Source organism: Amycolatopsis sp. WAC 01416 (assembly GCF_003947485.1).
GTDB lineage: Bacteria > Actinomycetota > Actinomycetes > Mycobacteriales > Pseudonocardiaceae > Amycolatopsis.
The window spans coordinates 706,991-723,432 of record NZ_QHHX01000004.1; the positions used below are offsets into that span (position 1 = coordinate 706,991).

15 protein-coding genes are annotated in these 16,442 nt (G+C 69.1%); 8 read left to right on the forward strand and 7 right to left on the reverse strand.

What is annotated here, in order from left to right:
• Window positions 1-116: 116 nt before the first annotated feature.
• The 4 genes from DL990_RS17070 (at window position 117) to DL990_RS17090 (ending at window position 5,437) form a co-directional block, all read left to right on the forward strand.
• Window positions 117-1,589 carry a S8 family serine peptidase gene (locus DL990_RS17070; protein ID WP_125799234.1) on the forward strand — a complete coding sequence of 491 codons (1,473 nt, stop codon included), beginning with the start codon at window positions 117-119 and terminating at the stop codon, window positions 1,587-1,589.
• Between the two features lie 282 nt (window positions 1,590-1,871).
• Window positions 1,872-2,375 (forward strand): DUF3145 domain-containing protein, encoded by a 504-nt coding sequence (locus DL990_RS17080; protein ID WP_091599164.1) that lies wholly within the window; start codon window positions 1,872-1,874, stop codon window positions 2,373-2,375.
• Between the two features lie 42 nt (window positions 2,376-2,417).
• Entirely contained in the window at window positions 2,418-3,011 is a 594-nt protein-coding gene (locus tag DL990_RS17085; protein ID WP_125786418.1) for a hypothetical protein, read from the forward strand.
• 65 nt (window positions 3,012-3,076) lie between these two features.
• The gene (locus tag DL990_RS17090) at window positions 3,077-5,437 is read left to right on the forward strand and encodes a cation-translocating P-type ATPase (RefSeq protein ID WP_199746429.1); all 2,361 of its coding nucleotides are present in this window, start codon (window positions 3,077-3,079) and stop codon (window positions 5,435-5,437) included.
• On the opposite strand, the gene DL990_RS17095 is transcribed toward DL990_RS17090, so the two are convergent.
• Window positions 5,425-6,966, reverse strand: a complete 1,542-nt coding sequence (locus DL990_RS17095) for an alpha/beta fold hydrolase (RefSeq protein ID WP_125799235.1) — start codon at window positions 6,964-6,966, stop codon at window positions 5,425-5,427. The genes DL990_RS17090 and DL990_RS17095 overlap by 13 nt on opposite strands.
• A 138-nt stretch (window positions 6,967-7,104) precedes the next feature.
• On the opposite strand from DL990_RS17095, the gene DL990_RS17100 reads away from it, so the two are divergent.
• A complete protein-coding gene (locus DL990_RS17100; protein WP_125786416.1) occupies window positions 7,105-7,617 on the forward strand; it encodes an RICIN domain-containing protein in 513 nt (170 codons plus the stop codon).
• 71 nt (window positions 7,618-7,688) lie between these two features.
• Here the strand turns inward: DL990_RS17100 and DL990_RS17105 are convergent, their stop codons facing one another.
• From DL990_RS17105 to DL990_RS17120, 4 genes are all read right to left on the reverse strand, one after another.
• Entirely contained in the window at window positions 7,689-8,939 is a 1,251-nt protein-coding gene (locus tag DL990_RS17105) for a beta-ketoacyl synthase (RefSeq protein ID WP_125786415.1), read from the reverse strand.
• A gap of 40 nt (window positions 8,940-8,979) precedes the next feature.
• A complete protein-coding gene (locus DL990_RS17110) occupies window positions 8,980-9,225 on the reverse strand; it encodes an acyl carrier protein (protein ID WP_004559006.1) in 246 nt (81 codons plus the stop codon).
• Window positions 9,226-9,293: 68 nt separating this feature from the next.
• Entirely contained in the window at window positions 9,294-10,277 is a 984-nt protein-coding gene (locus DL990_RS17115) for a beta-ketoacyl-ACP synthase III (protein ID WP_125799236.1), read from the reverse strand.
• Window positions 10,274-11,200, reverse strand: coding sequence for an ACP S-malonyltransferase (locus tag DL990_RS17120; protein WP_255431373.1), 927 nt, complete (start codon window positions 11,198-11,200; stop codon window positions 10,274-10,276). Before DL990_RS17120 ends, DL990_RS17115 begins: the two co-directional genes overlap by 4 nt.
• Before the next feature lie 199 nt (window positions 11,201-11,399).
• Between DL990_RS17120 and DL990_RS17125 the strand changes: the two genes are divergently transcribed.
• Complete coding sequence (locus DL990_RS17125) at window positions 11,400-11,969, forward strand: DinB family protein (RefSeq protein ID WP_125799237.1); 570 nt, start codon at window positions 11,400-11,402, stop codon at window positions 11,967-11,969.
• Window positions 11,970-11,983: 14 nt separating this feature from the next.
• Here DL990_RS17125 and DL990_RS17130 read toward each other — a convergent pair whose 3' ends face one another.
• A complete protein-coding gene (locus tag DL990_RS17130; RefSeq protein WP_125786411.1) occupies window positions 11,984-13,198 on the reverse strand; it encodes a CdaR family transcriptional regulator in 1,215 nt (404 codons plus the stop codon).
• A gap of 327 nt (window positions 13,199-13,525) precedes the next feature.
• Here DL990_RS17130 and DL990_RS17135 point away from each other — a divergent pair, with 327 nt between their 5' ends.
• Both DL990_RS17135 and DL990_RS17140 read left to right on the forward strand, forming a co-directional pair.
• A complete protein-coding gene (locus DL990_RS17135; RefSeq protein WP_125786410.1) occupies window positions 13,526-14,263 on the forward strand; it encodes a hypothetical protein in 738 nt (245 codons plus the stop codon).
• 226 nt (window positions 14,264-14,489) lie between these two features.
• Complete coding sequence (locus DL990_RS17140; RefSeq protein ID WP_125786409.1) at window positions 14,490-15,131, forward strand: nicotinamide mononucleotide transporter family protein; 642 nt, start codon at window positions 14,490-14,492, stop codon at window positions 15,129-15,131.
• Between the two features lie 73 nt (window positions 15,132-15,204).
• Here the strand turns inward: DL990_RS17140 and DL990_RS17145 are convergent, their stop codons facing one another.
• Window positions 15,205-16,416 (reverse strand): alpha-hydroxy acid oxidase, encoded by a 1,212-nt coding sequence (locus tag DL990_RS17145; RefSeq protein WP_037342403.1) that lies wholly within the window; start codon window positions 16,414-16,416, stop codon window positions 15,205-15,207.
• Window positions 16,417-16,442 lie beyond the last annotated feature (26 nt).

The following is a 16,442-nucleotide window of genomic DNA, read 5'->3' on the forward strand; positions in this document are numbered from 1 at the left end:
GTAGGCGCGGTGATGTTGCTCCGAAAAGTTGTAATGCGCGTGAGCACCGTCACCCGTCCGGGTGGTACTCGTTGGTAGGTGACAGTTCCTTGCCCCCTGTCACCAGGAGAAACGCAATGGCCGTATCTCGTCCTTGGCGTCGACGCGCAGCGCTCGTCGTCGCCCTGCTGGCAGTCCCGGCCGCGGGGATGGTCCCCGCGCAGGCCGCGGGACCGCTCGCCCCCGTCGCCCCCGGACTGTCCCGACTGCTCTCGGCCGTCACCGGCGCCACGGGGGTGACCGCGCTCGTGCACGCCGGCGACGTCGCCACCGCCGAACGCGCGACCCGCGCGGCCGGACTCACGAAGATCACCTCGTTCGGGAAGATCGGCGTCGTCGCCGTCCGGGGCACCGCCGACCAGGTGCGCGCTGTGCGCAAGGCCGCCGGGGTCACCTACGTCGAAGGCAACGAGAAGCTCAAGGCGCACGGCAGCTCCGGCACCACGGCGACACGGAGCCTCCAGACGCAGGCGCAGCTCAAGGACGCCGGCGGCGCTCCCGTGGACGGCCGGGGCGTCTCCGTCGCGATCATCGACACCGGCGTCGACCCGACCCATCCGGCGTTCAAGGGCGCCGACGGCAAGACACGGGTGGTGCGCAATCTCAAGAGTCTCTGTCTCGACGGCACGGCGACGAACTGCATCGTCGACGTCCCGACCTCCGTCGACACCGACACCCTCGCCCTTGGCGGCCACGGCACGCACGTCACCGGCATCGCCGCCGGGAACCAGCTGACGCTGACCGACGGCACCAAGGTCGGCGGCTCGGCGCCGGGTTCGAAGATCGTCTCGGTCTCGACCGGGGCGGCGCTGCTCGTGCTCGGCACGGACGCGGCGCTGAACTGGGTGCTGGAGAACCACAAGGCACCCTGCGGCGCGGGTGTCGCGGCGTCGGTCTGCCCGCCGATCAAGGTGACGAACAACTCCTACGGTCCCAGCGGCGGCGGCGCCTTCGACCCGAACTCGGCGACCGTGAAGCTGCAACGCGCGCTCGCCGCGGAAGGCGTCGTCACGGTGTGGGCGAACGGGAACGACGGCGGTGACGGTTCGGCGAACCTCTCCAACCCGCCGGGGCAGGACCAGACGCCGGGCGTGCTTTCCGCGGCGTCGTTCAACGACAAGGGGACCGGCACCCGCGACGGCACGGTGTCCGACTTCTCCTCGCGCGGTCTCAAGACCGCCCAGGCGAGCTGGCCCGACGTTTCCGCGCCGGGGGAGAACATCCTCTCGTCCTGCCGTCCCACACAGCCGATCTGCACGCAGGGCCTGCAACCCGAGAACGGCCCCGGACTCCTGGATCTCGCCACCTACAACGTGATCAGCGGGACGTCGATGGCGGCGCCGCAGATCGCCGGCATCGTCGCGCAGCTGTTCCAGGTCGCGCCGTCCGCGACCCCGGGTGACATCGAGGCCGCGATCAAGGGCACGGCGTACAAGTTCGCCAACGGCTCGCCGTATGTGGCGGCCGGGCCGTACACGTCGAGCTTCGACAAGGGCACCGGCCTGGTGGACACCTTCGCCGCGGCGAAGTCCCTGGGCGCCCAGGGCTGACCTGAGGCAAGTCCGTGAAGGCCTCCTTGAGGGACCCAGAGTCCCTCAAGGAGGCCTTCACGGACCGTGCGGAACGCCGTACCAGGGTTAACCCGCGTAGGGGGCCTTCACGTGAGTCACGCGTCCCAATCAGGTGCGACTTATGGTGTTCATGTGGCCAAACAGCACAGTTGGGGTGCACAATGTGCTCACGCGTACCGGGAGGCGGCACGAGCCACCTGACCAGCGCAGCTCGCGAGGTCGTAGGGGAAGACGCCCCTCGTCGAGTAGCGGAGGTCAGCAGTGAGCACCCGTGGCAACACCCGTGGCGTGGTGTACGTCCACTCGTCGCCGTCTGCGGTGTGTCCGCACGTCGAGTGGGCCATTTCGGGCACCCTGGGTGCCCGAGTCGAGTTGAAGTGGACGGCGCAGCCCGCCAGTCCAGGACAGCTCCGCGCCGAATGTGGTTGGCGTGCGCCTTCGGGCACCGGCGGAAAGCTGGCGTCCGCGCTCAAGGCGTGGCCGATGATCAGGTTCGAAGTCACCGAAGAGCCCAGTGCGGGGGTCGACGGCGAAAGGTTCTGTTTCGCTCCAGGTCTCGGCCTGTGGCACGGCAGGACCAGTGCCAACGGCGACATCGTCGTGGGTGAGGACCAGTTGCGCGCTCTCGTGAGCAAGGTCCGCACCGGCGAATCGTTGGCGCACAAGCTCGACGAGCTCCTCGCCGCCAATTGGGACGAAGCGCTCGAACCGTACCGGCACGCCGGTGACGGTGCCCCGGTCACCTGGCTGCACCAAGTCGGGTAGACGCCGGTGAGGACGGAAGAGGCGGGCGGCTAACCTTTCAGGGTGACCGCCCAGCCTCGCCCCTTCTCTCGCCAGCGGTGGCTGATCCCCGTCATCGTGGTCGTGGTCTCCCTGACCGTCGGCGTCGGGCTGCTGGCACGCGATCTCTATCTGCGCCCGGAAGCCGCGCCCACGGAACCGGTCGTCAGCGACTCGCCGACGTCGGTCGCCCCGGAGGAGCAGCCAGGCTCGCCCGCCGTCGAGGTGACTCCTGACGTCTTCGCGCATCCGCAGTACCAAAGCGTCCGGCAGGTGCTGCAGGGATATTTCGACTCCATCAACGAACGCGACTATCCGAAGTGGACTTCGGTGGTCACCCGCGAACGGGCCAAGACCAAGTCCGCGTCGGAGTGGAAGAAGGACTATCAGTCCACTCGGGACGGCAGCATCCTCGTCTACCGCATCGAGCCGGGCGCGCCGAACACGCTCCGGGTACTCGTCGCCTTCACCAGTACGCAGGACGTCGAGGACGCTCCGGTGTACCTGCCGGAAGCGTGCATCCGCTGGCGGCTGGTGCTGCCGCTGCGACTGGAGAGCGGTTCGTGGCGCGTCGACACCACCGAAGGCGGTACCAACCCCGAACACGAAAGATGCTGAAGTAAGGGGTGACATGGTCCCGCAGGCTGACGCGGGCGGGAACCGGGCCGAATAGAGTCGCGGGCATGGCAATAGATCAGCCGGCCCTGCTGACCGACGCCTCGAGGGGGCTCACCAGCGAAGAGGTCACCCGGCGGGTGGCCGCGGGCCAGACCAACGTCGTCTCGACGAAGACCAGCCGGACCACCGGCGAGATCATCCGCGCGAACGTCTTCACCCGGATCAACGCGATCTACGGCGTGCTGTTCGTGCTCATCCTGTCGACGGGGTACTTCATCGACGGGTTGTTCGGCGGGTTGATCATCGTCAACAGCGCGGTCGGCATCATCCAGGAACTCCGGGCGAAACGGACGCTGGAGCGGCTCGCCATCGTCGGGCAGGCGAAGCCCACGGTCCGCCGTGACGGGCAGAGCGCCGAGATCGCCCCGGAAGACGTCGTGCTCGGCGACCTCGTCGAACTGGGGCCCGGCGACAAGATCGTCGTCGACGGCCCGACGCTGACGGCCGACGCGCTGGAGGTCGACGAGTCGCTGCTGACCGGTGAATCCGATCCGGTGATCAAACAGCCCGGCGACAAGGTGCTGTCCGGCAGCTTCGTCGTCGCGGGCAGCGGCACCTACCGCGCGGACGTCATCGGCGACGAGTCCTACGCGGCGAAACTGGCCGCGGAGGCCAGCAAGTTCACCCTGGTGAAGTCGGAGCTGCGGCAGGGCATCGACAAGATCCTCAAGTTCATCACGTACCTGCTGATCCCGGCGGGCGCGCTGACCATCTACAACCAGCTCGCGGGCGACCAGGCGTGGCCGGACGCGCTGCGCGGCATGGTCGCGGCGCTCGTGCCGATGGTGCCCGAAGGACTGGTGCTGATGACCAGCGTCGCGCTGGCGGTCGGTGTCATCCGGCTCGGCAAGCGCCAGTGCCTGGTGCAGGAACTCCCGGCGATCGAGGGACTCGCCAGGGTCGACGTGGTGTGCGCGGACAAGACCGGCACGCTCACCGAGAACGCGATGCGGCTTTCCGAGGTTCGGGAGATCACGCCGGGCCATCCGGTGGACGACGCGCTGGCCGCGCTCGCCGCCGCCGATCCCCGGCCGAACGCGAGCCTGCAGGCGATCGCGGAGGCGCACCGGACCGATCCGGGCTGGCGGGTCTCCACGACCATGCCGTTCTCCTCGGCGCGCAAGTGGAGCGGCGCGTCGTTCAACGGCGACGGCGACTGGGTGCTCGGCGCGGCCGACGTCCTGCTGCCCGAGGGGGAGCACCGGGCGGAGGCCGAGAAGATCGGCTCTCGCGGCCTGCGCGTCCTGTTGCTGGGCCGTGCGGAGCGAGCCGTCGACGCGGCCGAGGGACCCGGCGCCATCGAACCGGTCGCGCTCGTGGTGCTGGAGCAGAAGGTCCGCCCGGACGCGAAGGACACTCTGGACTTCTTCGCGCACCAGGACGTCGCGGTCAAGGTCATCTCCGGCGACAACGCCATTTCGGTGGGCGCCGTCGCGGGCACCCTGGACCTGCCGGGCGCGGACAAACCCGTCGACGCGCGGAAGCTCCCGGACGATGCCGAAAAGCTGGCCGACACCCTGGAGGAGCGCGCCGTATTCGGCCGCGTGACCCCGTTGCAGAAACGCGCGATGGTCGGTGCGTTGCAGTCGAAGGGCCACACCGTCGCGATGACCGGCGACGGTGTGAACGACGTCCTCGCGCTGAAGGACGCGGACATCGGTGTCGCCATGGGCGCCGGCAGTCCCGCCACCCGCGCGGTCGCGCAGATCGTGCTCCTGGACGACAAGTTCGCCACCCTGCCGCACGTCGTCGCCGAGGGGCGGCGCGTGATCGGCAACATCGAGCGCGTCTCGAACCTGTTCCTCACCAAGACGGTCTACTCGGTGCTGCTGGCGCTGATGGTCGGCATCGCGCAGGTGCCGTTCCCGTTCCTGCCGCGGCACATCACCATCACCGCGTGGTTCACGATCGGCCTGCCCGCCTTCGTGCTTTCGCTGGCGCCGAACAACGAACGCGCCCGAAGCGGCTTCGTCGGCAGGGTGATGCGGATGGCCGTCCCGGCCGGGCTGGTCATCGCGACCGCGACCTTCGTGAGCTACCTGCTGGTGTACAAGGGATCCGGCCAGTCCGAACTGGACAAGATCCAAGCGGGGACGACCGCGCTGATCACGCTCATCACGATCGCGCTGTGGGTACTCGGGATCGTGGCGCGGCCGTACCGGTGGTGGAAGATCCTGCTGATCGGCGGGATGGTCGTGCTGACGCTCGCGTTGTTCCTGATCCCGTTCACGCAGAAATTCTTCGCGCTGGACCCGAGCGTGAGCGCGTACACGCTGTCGGCGTTCGCCTGTGCCGGGGTGGGGATCGTGCTGGTGGAAGCTGCCTGGTGGATCGGGCGGCATCTGGTCAAACGTCAGGAGGCGTGACAGGCGAGGAAGTCCACGATCGCGTTCACCACCGCGTGCGCGTCTCCGACGTACGGCAGGTGGCTGCGTCCCTCCAACGCGACGAACCGGGCGTCCCGGATCCGGGTGGCGAGTTCCCTGCCCGATTCGTAGGGGATGGCCCGGTCTTCTCGCCGATGCAGCACCAGCGTCGGGGCGGTGACCCGGTCGAGCAGTTCGGTGACGCGGAATTCGTAGCAGGTGGTCAGCAAACCGGCGGCCGCCTCGGCCGACGCCGTCGCGCGCTGCATGCGGACGAACCGCGCGCGGCCGGCCGCGTCGCCGTCGGGCATCAGGACGTCGGCGAGCAGTTCCGTGCCGAGACCCCAGTTCTCCCGGACCAGGCCCACGAACGCCCGCCGGGCGGACGCGGGTGCGATGGCGCCGCCGTCGGCGTACCCGCCGTACAGCACGAGGTGATCCACCCGGTGCGGATAGCGGGCCGCGAACGCCAGCGCCACCGGCGCCCCCATCGACCCACCGAGCAGGGCCACCCGCTCCGCTCCGGCCGCGTCGACGACCGTGCGCAGCGATTCGACCTCACCGTCCAGCGACCTCGGCTGGACAAGGGGACTGGACAGCCCGGTGCCCGGCATGTCGTAGCGGATCACCCGGTGCCCGGCCACCAAGGGTGCGTAGAGCGCGCGTAGTCCCGGGTCTTCCCAGCCCAGCTCCAGCGCCGCGATCCAGGCGGGCGGGATCACCAGCGGGGATCCCCGGCCTGTGGCGTTGTAGGCGATCCGCGCGCCGGAGCCGGTCGTGCAGAACCTGTTCGGTTCGGCGGTGAGCGGCGCCGGTGGCCGGTCCAAGGAGGTGTCCTGACGGAGCAGTGCGGCGTGCGACTCGCGCAGCGCCGGACCCGGTTCGACACCCAGCTGATCGTCCAGCGCCCGCCGCACGCGGTCGTATACGTCGAGCGCGTCCGCCTGCCGTCCCACGCCGTACAACGCGAGCATCAGCTGCCGGTGCAGGTGCTCGCGGAACGGATGCAGGCGGCACAGTTCTTCCAGTTCGGGCACGAGCCCCGCGTGCTCGCCGAGCGCCAGCCGTGCCTCGCCGAGTGCTTCCACGGCGTCGAGCCGCAGCAACGCGAGCCGCTCGGCCTGCTCGTCGAGCCACGGCATGCCGGTGACGTCGGCCAGCGGCTGGTCCCGCCACAACGCCAAGGCCTCCCGCAGGCACGCGGCGGGATCCGGTGCCTGCCCGGCCCGCTCGATCAGCCGCTGTGCGCGGGCCAGATCCGTCGCCGCGTTCAGGACATAGCCGGGGGAGCGAGCCACGATCGCGTCGCGGTCGCCCAGCATCCGGCGCAACGCCGAAACGTGGGTCTGCACCGTGTTCATCGAGGGCGGCCGAGCACCCCACACCACGTCGACGAGCCGGTCGACGCTCACGATCTCGCCCGCCCGCAAGGCCAGCACGGCGAGCAACGCCTTGCGCCGCGACCCCCGCACCGGCCGCACCACACTGTCGGCCACTACGTCCACCGGCCCGAGAATCCGCACCAGCATGAGACCCCCTCCTGGAGAGGTCGTCCCCCGAGGCGGAAACGTTCCACCGCAGCGCGGGCGCAGTGACGGCGCAGCACACCCGGTCAGTCTCGACGCACCAGGCCGCGGTCAGCGGCACCCAGGGAGACGAGGGGAATCATGAAGGCCAAGATCATCGGACTGCTGAGCGCCGCGCTCGCGGTGACGGCGCTGGCCGCCCCGCCCGCGGGCGCGGACGGCTACTACCGCGTACGCAACTACGGCAGCAACAAGTGCATCCAGCCGCATCCGAACAACCCACTGGCGGAGCTCGCGGCTGTCGTGCAGATGCCCTGCAACGACAACGCCGTCCAGAAATGGGCGATCGTCCCCAATACCCACGACACCGTTTACTTCGTCAACCAGGCCAGTGGCTTCTGCCTCAACGTCATCGGCGAGAACACCAGTCGAGCCCCGGTCAACCAGGTGAGATGCAACGACAACAGCAACCAGAGGTGGATCCCACCGGTGGTCCCCAACTTCGTGCCGAAGTTCATCTACTCCAGGGTCGGCGGCGGCGACAACAGGATCCGGTGCCTGGACGCCAAGGGCGAGACCGCGGATCTCACGCAGATGCAGATCTACATCTGCCAGGACGACCACCCCATGACGCATTGGCTCATCCATCCCTGAGCCCGGCCGAAATACGTGAAGGCCCCCTTCACCGCGCTAGACGCAGTGAAGGGGGCCTTCACGTACTGAAATCAGGCCGCCGGAGTGAACAGCAGAGCCGTGTTGTGCCCGCCGAAGCCGAACGAGTTGCTGATCGCCGCGCCCAGCTCGACCTTGCGCGCCTCGCCGGAGACGACGTCGAGCTGCACCTTCGGGTCCAGGTCCTCGAGGTTCAGTGTCGCCGGGATGAGCCCGTGGTAGATCGCCAGGATCGTGGCGATGCCCTCGACCGCGCCGGCACCGCCGACCAGGTGGCCGAGCGCGCCCTTGGGAGCGGTCACCACGACGTGCTCGCCGACGGCGTTGCGGATCGCCGCGGCCTCGCCGACGTCGCCGACGACCGTCGAGGTCGCGTGCGCGTTGACGTGGCCGACGTCGGTCGGGGAGACCCCGGCCATCGTCATCGCCTGCCGCATGGCGGCGATCTGGCCGACGCCCTCCGGGTGGTTGCCCGTGATGTGGTAGGCGTCCGAGGTGATCCCGTATCCGCTGAGCTGCGCGTAGATCCGCGCGTTGCGTGCCTTGGCGCGGTCCGCCCGCTCCAGGATCACGACTCCGGAGCCCTCACCGAGGACGAAACCGTCACGGTTCACGTCGAACGGCCGGGACGCCTTGGTCGGATCGTCGTTGCGGGTGGACACCGTCCGCGCCTGCGCGAAACCGGCGAGGGTGATCGGGTGGATGCACGATTCGGCCCCACCGGCGACCACGACGTCGGCCCGGCCCGAGCGGATCATCTCGTAGCCGGCGGCGATGCCTTCCGCGCCCGACGCGCAGGCCGACGCGGGCGAGTGCACACCGGCACGCGCCTTCAGATCGATCCCGACGTGTGCGGCGGGGCCGTTCGGCATCAGCATCGGCACGGTCAGCGGGGAGACCTTGCGGAGTCCCTGCTTGTGCAGAAGGTCGTTCTGGGAGATCAGGGTGACCGGACCGCCGACACCGGTACCGATGGTCACCCCGAGGCGCTCGGGTTCCACATCCTGATGCTCGTCGGTCGGCTGCTCGAAGCCCGCGTCCGCCCAAGCCTGCCGGGCGGCGATGAGCGCCACCTGCTCACAGCGGTCCAGCCGCCGGGCCTGGACCCGCGGCAGGACTTCGGACGGGTCGACGGCGAGCATGGCGCCGATCTTCACCGGCAGCTCGAGTTCGTCGACCCAGTCGGCTTCGATGCGGCGGATCCCGCTCGCGCCGGCGAGCAGGCCGTCCCACGTGGACGCGACGTCCCCGCCGAGCGGCGTGGTCGCGCCCATCCCGGTGATCACGACGTCGATGTTGCTCATTGGAGTCTCCCCAAGGTCGGCGCCAATCAAGAAGTCGGACTTACTTGGAGTTGGCCGACACGTAGTTCACCGCGTCGCCAACGGTCTTCAGGTTCGCGAGCTCGTCGTCCGGGATCTTGACGCCGAACTTGTCCTCGGCCTGAACAGCGATCTCCACCATGGACAGCGAGTCGATGTCGAGGTCGTCCACGAAGGACTTCTCGGCGGTCACGTCGTCCTGCGCCACACCGGCGACCTCTTCGACGATCTCGGCGAGGCCGGCGAGGATCTCTGCGTTGTCTGCCACTGGTTGTTCCCTTCTCGGTGATGCTTTCGGCTGCCCTGCGGACACGGTGTCCACAAGGGAAGTATTCATCACGGGCAGATGAAGGCCTGGCCCGCGTAGGAGAGTCCGGCACCGAAGCCCACGGCGAGTACGACGTCGCCCTGTTTCACGGTGCCTGCCTTGCGCATGTGGTCCAGCGCCAGTGGAATCGACGCGGACGAGGTGTTGCCCGAGTGCTTGATGTCGTCGGCCACGACCATGTCCTCGCGGGCGCCCTTGGCGCGCAGCTTCTTGGCGATGGCTTCGACGATGCGCAGGTTGGCCTGATGCGGGATCAGCACGTCCACATCGGACGGTTCGAGCCCGGCCAGTTCCAGCGCGTGCAAGGCGATCGGCGCGATCTGCGTGGTCGCCCAGCGGAAGACCGACTGGCCCTCCTGGTAGATCCACTTGTCGTCGCGCATGTAGATGAGGTCGACGTGCTCGCCGGCGCTGCCCCACGCGACCGGGCCGATCTGCGGGGTGTCGGCCGCGCAGACCACCGCCGCGCCCGCTCCGTCGGCGAAGATGATCGCGTTCGCGCGGTCGACCGGGTCGACGTGGTCGGTGAGCTTTTCGGCGCCGATGACGAGCGCCTTCTTCGCGGTGCCCGCCCGGATGAGGTCCGAGGCGACGCCGATGCCGTAACAGAACCCGGCGCAGGCGGCGTTGAGATCGAACGCGGCCGGATGCGTGATGCCGATCCGGTCGGCCACCTGCGCGGCGGCGTTCGGGATCTGCGTGGGCATCGTGCAGTTCGGCAGGATGACCGTGTCCACTTCGGACGGGTCCACCCCGGCGTCCGCCAGTGCGGCGGTGCCAGCCTTGACCGCCATGTCGACCAGCGACTCGTCCTTTTCGGCGAACCGGCGCTCGACGATGCCGACCCGGTCGCGGATCCACTGGTCGTTGGTGTCCATGATCTTCGAGAGATCGTCGTTGGTCACGATCTTCTCGGGCTGGAAGCTCCCGACACCGAGGATGCGGGTCCCGGCGGCGCCCGGCGCCTGCCGCAAGGTGGATCGGTCGGTCACGAAGCGTCCTCCTGCCCCTGAAGCTTCGCCAGCTCGGCGGGCGTCTTCAGAGCGATCGTGGTGGTCACGGTTCCCTTGAGCTGCCGCTTGACCAGCCCGGTCAGCGTGCCCGCCGGCGGAAGTTCGAGCGTCGAGGTGACACCCGCGGAGACCAGACCGTCCATGGTCAGATCCCAGCGCACCGGGTTCGTGACCTGCTTGACCAGCCGGTCGAGGTACTCGGCTCCGCTGGTGACGATCTGGCCGTCGGCGTTCGACAGCAGCGGACGCGTCGGGTCCGCCGGGGTGATCTTCGCAGCGTGGGCGGCCAGCGCTTCACGCGCGGGTGCCATGTAGGAGGTGTGGAACGCGCCCGCGACCTTGAGTGCCCGGACCTTGGTGCCCTCCAGCGGCTCGGCCACGATCTTCTCGATCGCGTCGGCGGCGCCGGAGGCGACGATCTGGCCGGCGCCGTTGCGGTTCGCCGCGGCGAGGCCGTGCCCGTCGAGCCATGCGACGACCTGCTCCGGGTCGCCGAGCATGACCGCGGCCATGCTCGTGGGCTCCAGCGCGCACGCCTTGGCCATTTCCGCGCCGCGGACGGCGGCGAGCGCGACGGCGTCTTCGGGGCTCAGCACCCCGGCGATGGCCGCGGCCGCCAGCTCGCCGACGGAGTGACCGGCGACCGGCGAGGCCGCGGCGACCGGGGCCTCACGCTGAAGGTGCTCGAACGCGAGCAGCGACAGCGCCACGATCAGCGGCTGCGTGATCGCGGTGTCCTGGATCTCCTCGGCGTCGGCTTCGGTGCCGAGACGGACCAGGTCGAGACCGGCCCGCTCGGACCAGGCTTCGACGCGCGCGCGGGCACCGTCGTGCTCGAGCCAAGGGGAGAGCATGCCTGGGGCTTGGGAACCCTGACCGGGGGCGAGGACTGCGACTGTCACCCCACTAGAGAACACTCTCGGCCACCATGGTCGTGATGCCGACGCTCACCAAGTCCGGCCGACGTAGTTGTAGGAAACCTCCAAAAGTGCCATCCTGATCTCTGCGCTTAACCCAAAAGCCTTGTCGGGTTCAACCAGCTTTCCCTATGAAGTCCGTCACTGCGCAGAGTCACCGGCCGGTTGGTGCATGCTCGTGCTCATGATCGACGATTTCGCGAAGGAGTACCTGCACGGCGAACTGCGGGAGCTCCGTGAAGTGCTGCTCCGGAAGCTGGACGGGTTGTCCGAGTACGACATCCGGCGTCCGCTGACCTCGACGGGGACCAACCTGCTCGGTCTCGTCAAGCACTTGTCGGTCTGGGAGGCCCGGTACTTCGGCGAGGTCTTCGATCGGCCGTTCCCCGAGCCCGTCCCCCGATGGGATGATCTCGAGCAGCGCGGTACCGACCTGTGGGCGACCGAACACGAAACTCGCGAGGAGATCACCGGCCGCTACCGGCGCGTCTGGGAACACACGGACGCGACCATCGCCGCTCTCGCCATCGACTCGCCCGGCCACGTGCCCTGGTGGCCACGTCCGGACGTGCTGCTGTTCAACGTCCTGGTCCACATGCTCACGGAGACCAGCAGGCACGCCGGACACGCCGACATCCTGCGCGAGCAAGTGGACGGCGAGGTCGATACGGCCCGGCGGGACGCGGCCTTCTGGGAGAAGCGGCGGGCGGAAATCGAGCGGGCGGCCGAAGCCGCCGATCCGGCCACGGCCTGACTCACGATCCGCGGCTACCAGAGCCCGCGAGCGCGAGCCAGCCGCCCGACGGTCAGCGCCACCTTCAGCACCCAGGCGTCGCGCGATTCGGCGGCGTGGCGGCCGGTGAGTTCGGCGGCCTTCCGCAGCCGGTACCGGACGGTGTTCGGATGCACGAACAGCGTCCGCGCGCAGGTCTCCAGGACGCCGCCGCTGTCGAGGTACGTCTCCACCGTCCGCAGCAGTGCCGGGCCTGCTTCCTCCAGCGGCCGGGCGATCTGCTCGACGAGCAGGCGTTCGGCTTCGGGATCGCCGGACAACGCGCGTTCCGGCAGCAGGTCGATCGATCTCGCGGGCCGTGGCGCGCCGGGCCAGCCGACGACGGCCCGCAGGCCCGAGAGCGCCTCGGTCGCGCTGTGGTGCGCTTCGGCGAGGGTGGGCACGGTCGGCCCGGCGACGACCGGGCCCTCGGCGAACGCGACCGAAAGCTTGGTGAGGATTTCGCGGTCCTTGACGCTGCCGTCGGTGGGACCGGCGACGACCACGACCAGCCGGGACCCCTGCACCGAAAGCAGCACCGGGCGCCCGACGCGGGCGGCGCGGCTGCGGACCTCGAACACGACGGCGGGCGGGTCGTCCGACGTCGGGGTGCCGACCAGTGCGGTGGCGGGCGCGGCGGGATCCCAGCCGAGCGCGGCGGCGCGGGAGAGCACCGCTTCCTCGGCGTCGCCGCGGACGATGCCGTCGACGACCAAGGCCTCCAGCCGCGCGTCCCAGGCGCCGCGCGCCTCGGCGGCGGCCGCGTAGGAGTTTGCGGCGGCGAACGCGATCTCCCTGCCGTAGCGCAGGATCCCCTCGATCAGCGCGGCGCGTTCCGCCTCGTTCGCGGCGAACTCCGGCAGCTGCTCCTCGAACACCTCGATCGCCAGGCGCACCATGCCGACCGCCTGCCGCAGGCTCACCCAACGGGAAAGTTCGGCGGGTGCTTCGCGGAACGCCTCGGTGGTGAGGGAGAGCGCCTCCTTCGCGTCGCGGAGCCAATCGACGAAACCGGCGGCACCCGCCTGGGTGATCAGCAGGACACTCGCGCGCTGGTCGGCGGGAAGACGGTTGAACCAGCTCAGTCGCTCTTCCATCACCGCCACGCTCGCGCTCGCGAGCCGGCCGGAGGCGTGCTCGAGCCGCCGGAGGGTCTTGACGGACAGCCCGTGGTGCTTGGGCACTTGCCGTCCGGAGGTCGCATCAGCCATGGTCAGCCGATCCTAGTCCGCCGGGCAAAGGTGGCCTTCATCCTGCGGTCCGTTACCGCTCCAGTCCTAAGTGGACAGATGGCGGTGAATTGCGAAAGGAGTTCGCAAAATACTCGAGGCCGCCCGGCGCTCGCGTTTTTCGCTGCGCCGGACGGCCTCGTCTCCCCGGTCCCCACCGGTAGGACAAGTATGCGACTTGTGGATCTTTTCCCGCTAGCTCACTCACTCGATCGTGGGTCGCCGAGTTGCCGGTACGGTGCCGGTGATCAACGATCCCTCGCAAGCCGCACCGGGTAGGTCGCGGATGCGCAGAGGAGGGAGTTCGCCGTGGGCGAGCAGCTGAAAGACGGTCTGGGACAAGCATGGAACCTTGTTGCCACCTTCGTGCCGAAGTTGGCCGGTTTCCTGGTCATCCTGTTCATCGGCTGGTTGATCGCGAAAGCCTTGTCGAAGGCATTGGGACTGGTTCTGTCGAAGATCGGATTCGGCAAGCTGATCGAGAAGACCGGACTCACCGGAACGCTCAAACAGGCGAATGTCGACGCGGGCGGAATCCTCGTCAAACTCGTGTACTACTTCATTCTCCTGATCGCGCTGCAACTCGCGTTCGGCGTATTCGGTGAGAGCAATCCGGTCAGCGCGTTGCTCAACGACATCATCGCGTTCCTGCCGCGGATCCTGGTGGCACTGGTGCTGGTGATCGTCGCGGCCGCCGTCGCGAAGGTCGTCCGAGACCTGGTGACAGGGGCGCTCTCCACCCGGCCGGCGGGACGGCTGCTCGGCACGATCGCCTACTGGATGATCATGGCGTTCGGCATCATCGCCGCGCTCGGCCAGGTGAACATCGCTACGGCGATCACCGGGCCGATCCTGATCGCCGTCCTCGCCACCATCGGCGGCGTCGTCGTCGTCGGCTTCGGCGGCGGCCTGATCAAGCCCGCGCAGGACCGCTGGCAGGGCTGGCTGGCCAATCTGCAGGGCCAGTTGGAGCCGGGCGCGGGCAAGCAGGAGGTCCGTTCGGAGCCGCCGACTTCGCCCGTGGGCATCGGTCGCGTAGATTCCTGAGCATCCCGCGGGCCCGGTGATCGAGGAAGGCGCCGGGCCCGCGTGGAGTCGATGAGGGCCCGTCGCCGCGGAGCACGCGGTGGAGGGCCCTTTTCGTGTCCTGCGGGTCCCCGGCTACTCCGCCTCAGTGTCTCTCGAGCCGTCTCCCTGTTCCGCACCTCACACTCGCTGGGGAATGGCGTCGCGACGGAGCATGTTGGAGCGGGAGACGGAGAGGGGTGCGGACGTGGAGTTCCTGCTGCACAACGGTGTCACGGTGCTCGGACAGTGGATCTCCTTCGCCGAACTGGCGGGGCAGATCTTCGCGCTGGCCGTGGTCTTCCTGGCGCAACGCCGCACGCTGTGGACGTGGCCGGTCCAGGTCGGCGCCACCGTGCTGCTCTTTTCGGTCTACCTCTCCGCGCATCTCGGCGGGCTCGCCACCAGGCAGATCGCGATCCTCGTCATCTCGATCTACGGCTGGTGGGCCTGGTCCCGCCGCAGCGACCCGGTCTACGGCGTCGTCGTCCGCAAGGGCCGTCTCGGCGAGCGGCTGGCGATGATCGGCGCGTTCGCGATCGGGACCACCGCGATGGCGCTGGTCCTCGACGCGCTGAACGCCTCGTGGGCGCCATGGCCGGACGCCGCGATCTTCGTCGGCACCCTGGTCGCCTTCGCCGCGCAGGGCGCGGGTCTCGTCGAGTTCTGGCTGGTGTGGCTGGTCGTCGACGCGATCGGCGTACCGCTGCAGCTCTCCTCGGGCCTGTACTTCTCAGCCGCGGTCTACATCGTGTTCGCCGGCTTGGTCGTGCACGGCTGGTGGAGCTGGAACCGCACGGCGAAGCAGGTCCGTACCGCGCCTGCCGGCGTCTCGGCCGCGGTTCGCTGACCTCGCGATTCGGCACCTGCTTGCGGTACTTGCGCGTGCAAGTACCGCAAGCAGGTGCCGAATCGCGAGGGAGTCAGCGCATGGTGGCGTGTGACGGCTTGAGGTCGGCGAGGGTGCGCACGCCCAGCAGCTGCATCGTCCGGACCATCTCGGCGCGCAGGATGTCCACGCACCGCTGAACACCGCGCTCGCCCCCGGCCATCAGGCCGTAGAGGAACGCGCGCCCGATGAGCACCGCGTCGGCGCCGCGCGCGATCGCGGCCACGATGTCGCCACCGGAGAGGATGCCGGTGTCGACCCACACCTCCGCGTCGCCCTGGATCTCGTCGAGCACGGCGGGCAGCAGTTCGATCGGGGTCGGCGCGCGGTCGAGCTGACGGCCGCCGTGATTGGACAACAGCACCGCGTCGGCGCCGTGCTTGACCACGTCACGCGCGTCGTCGACGTTCTGGATCCCCTTGACCACGAGCTTGCCCGGCCAGGTCTGGCGGACCCAATCGAGGTCGTCGAAGTTCAAGGTCGGGTCGAAGAGCTGGTTGAGCAATTCGGCGACCGTGCCGTCGAACTGGCTCAGCGACGCGAAGGTCAGCGGCTCGGTGGTCAGCAGGTTGAACCACCACGCCGGATGCATCGCGCCGTCGACGAACGTCTTGAGGGTGAGCGCGGGCGGGATGGTCAGCCCGTTGCGGACGTCGCGCAGCCGCGCGCCCGCGACCGGGGTGTCCACCGTCAGCATGAGCGTGTCGAATCCGGCGGCCCAGGCGCGATTCATCAGATCTTCGCCTGCTTTGTGGTCGCGCCAGACGTAGAGCTGGAACCACTTGCGAGCCTCCGGGGCGGCCGCCGCGAGGTCTTCGATCGACGTCGTCGCCATCGTCGACAGGCCCATCGGGATGCCGTTGCGCTGGGCGACGCGGGCCACCGCGGACTCGCCCTCGTGGTTCATCATGCGTGTGAACCCGGTCGGCGCGAACGCGAACGGCAGCTCCGAACGCTTGCCGAGGATCTCCTTGCCGGTGTCCACATCGGACACTCCGCGCAGGACGTTGGGGTGGAATTCGACGCTGCGGAAGGCTTGCCGGGCACGGCGGAGGCTGTCCTCCAGCTCCGCGGCGCCGTCGGTGTAGTCGAACGCCGCCCGCGGTGTCCGCTTGCGGGCGAGCATCCGCAGGTCGGCGATCGTGTGCGCGCCCGCCAGCCGCCGTTCGGTGGGGTTGAGGACGATCGGCTTCGGCCGCAGGATCTGCTTCAGCTCACTCGGCTTCGGCAGTCGACGCTTGGTCACACTCACTCACCCTCTCCGCTTACCCC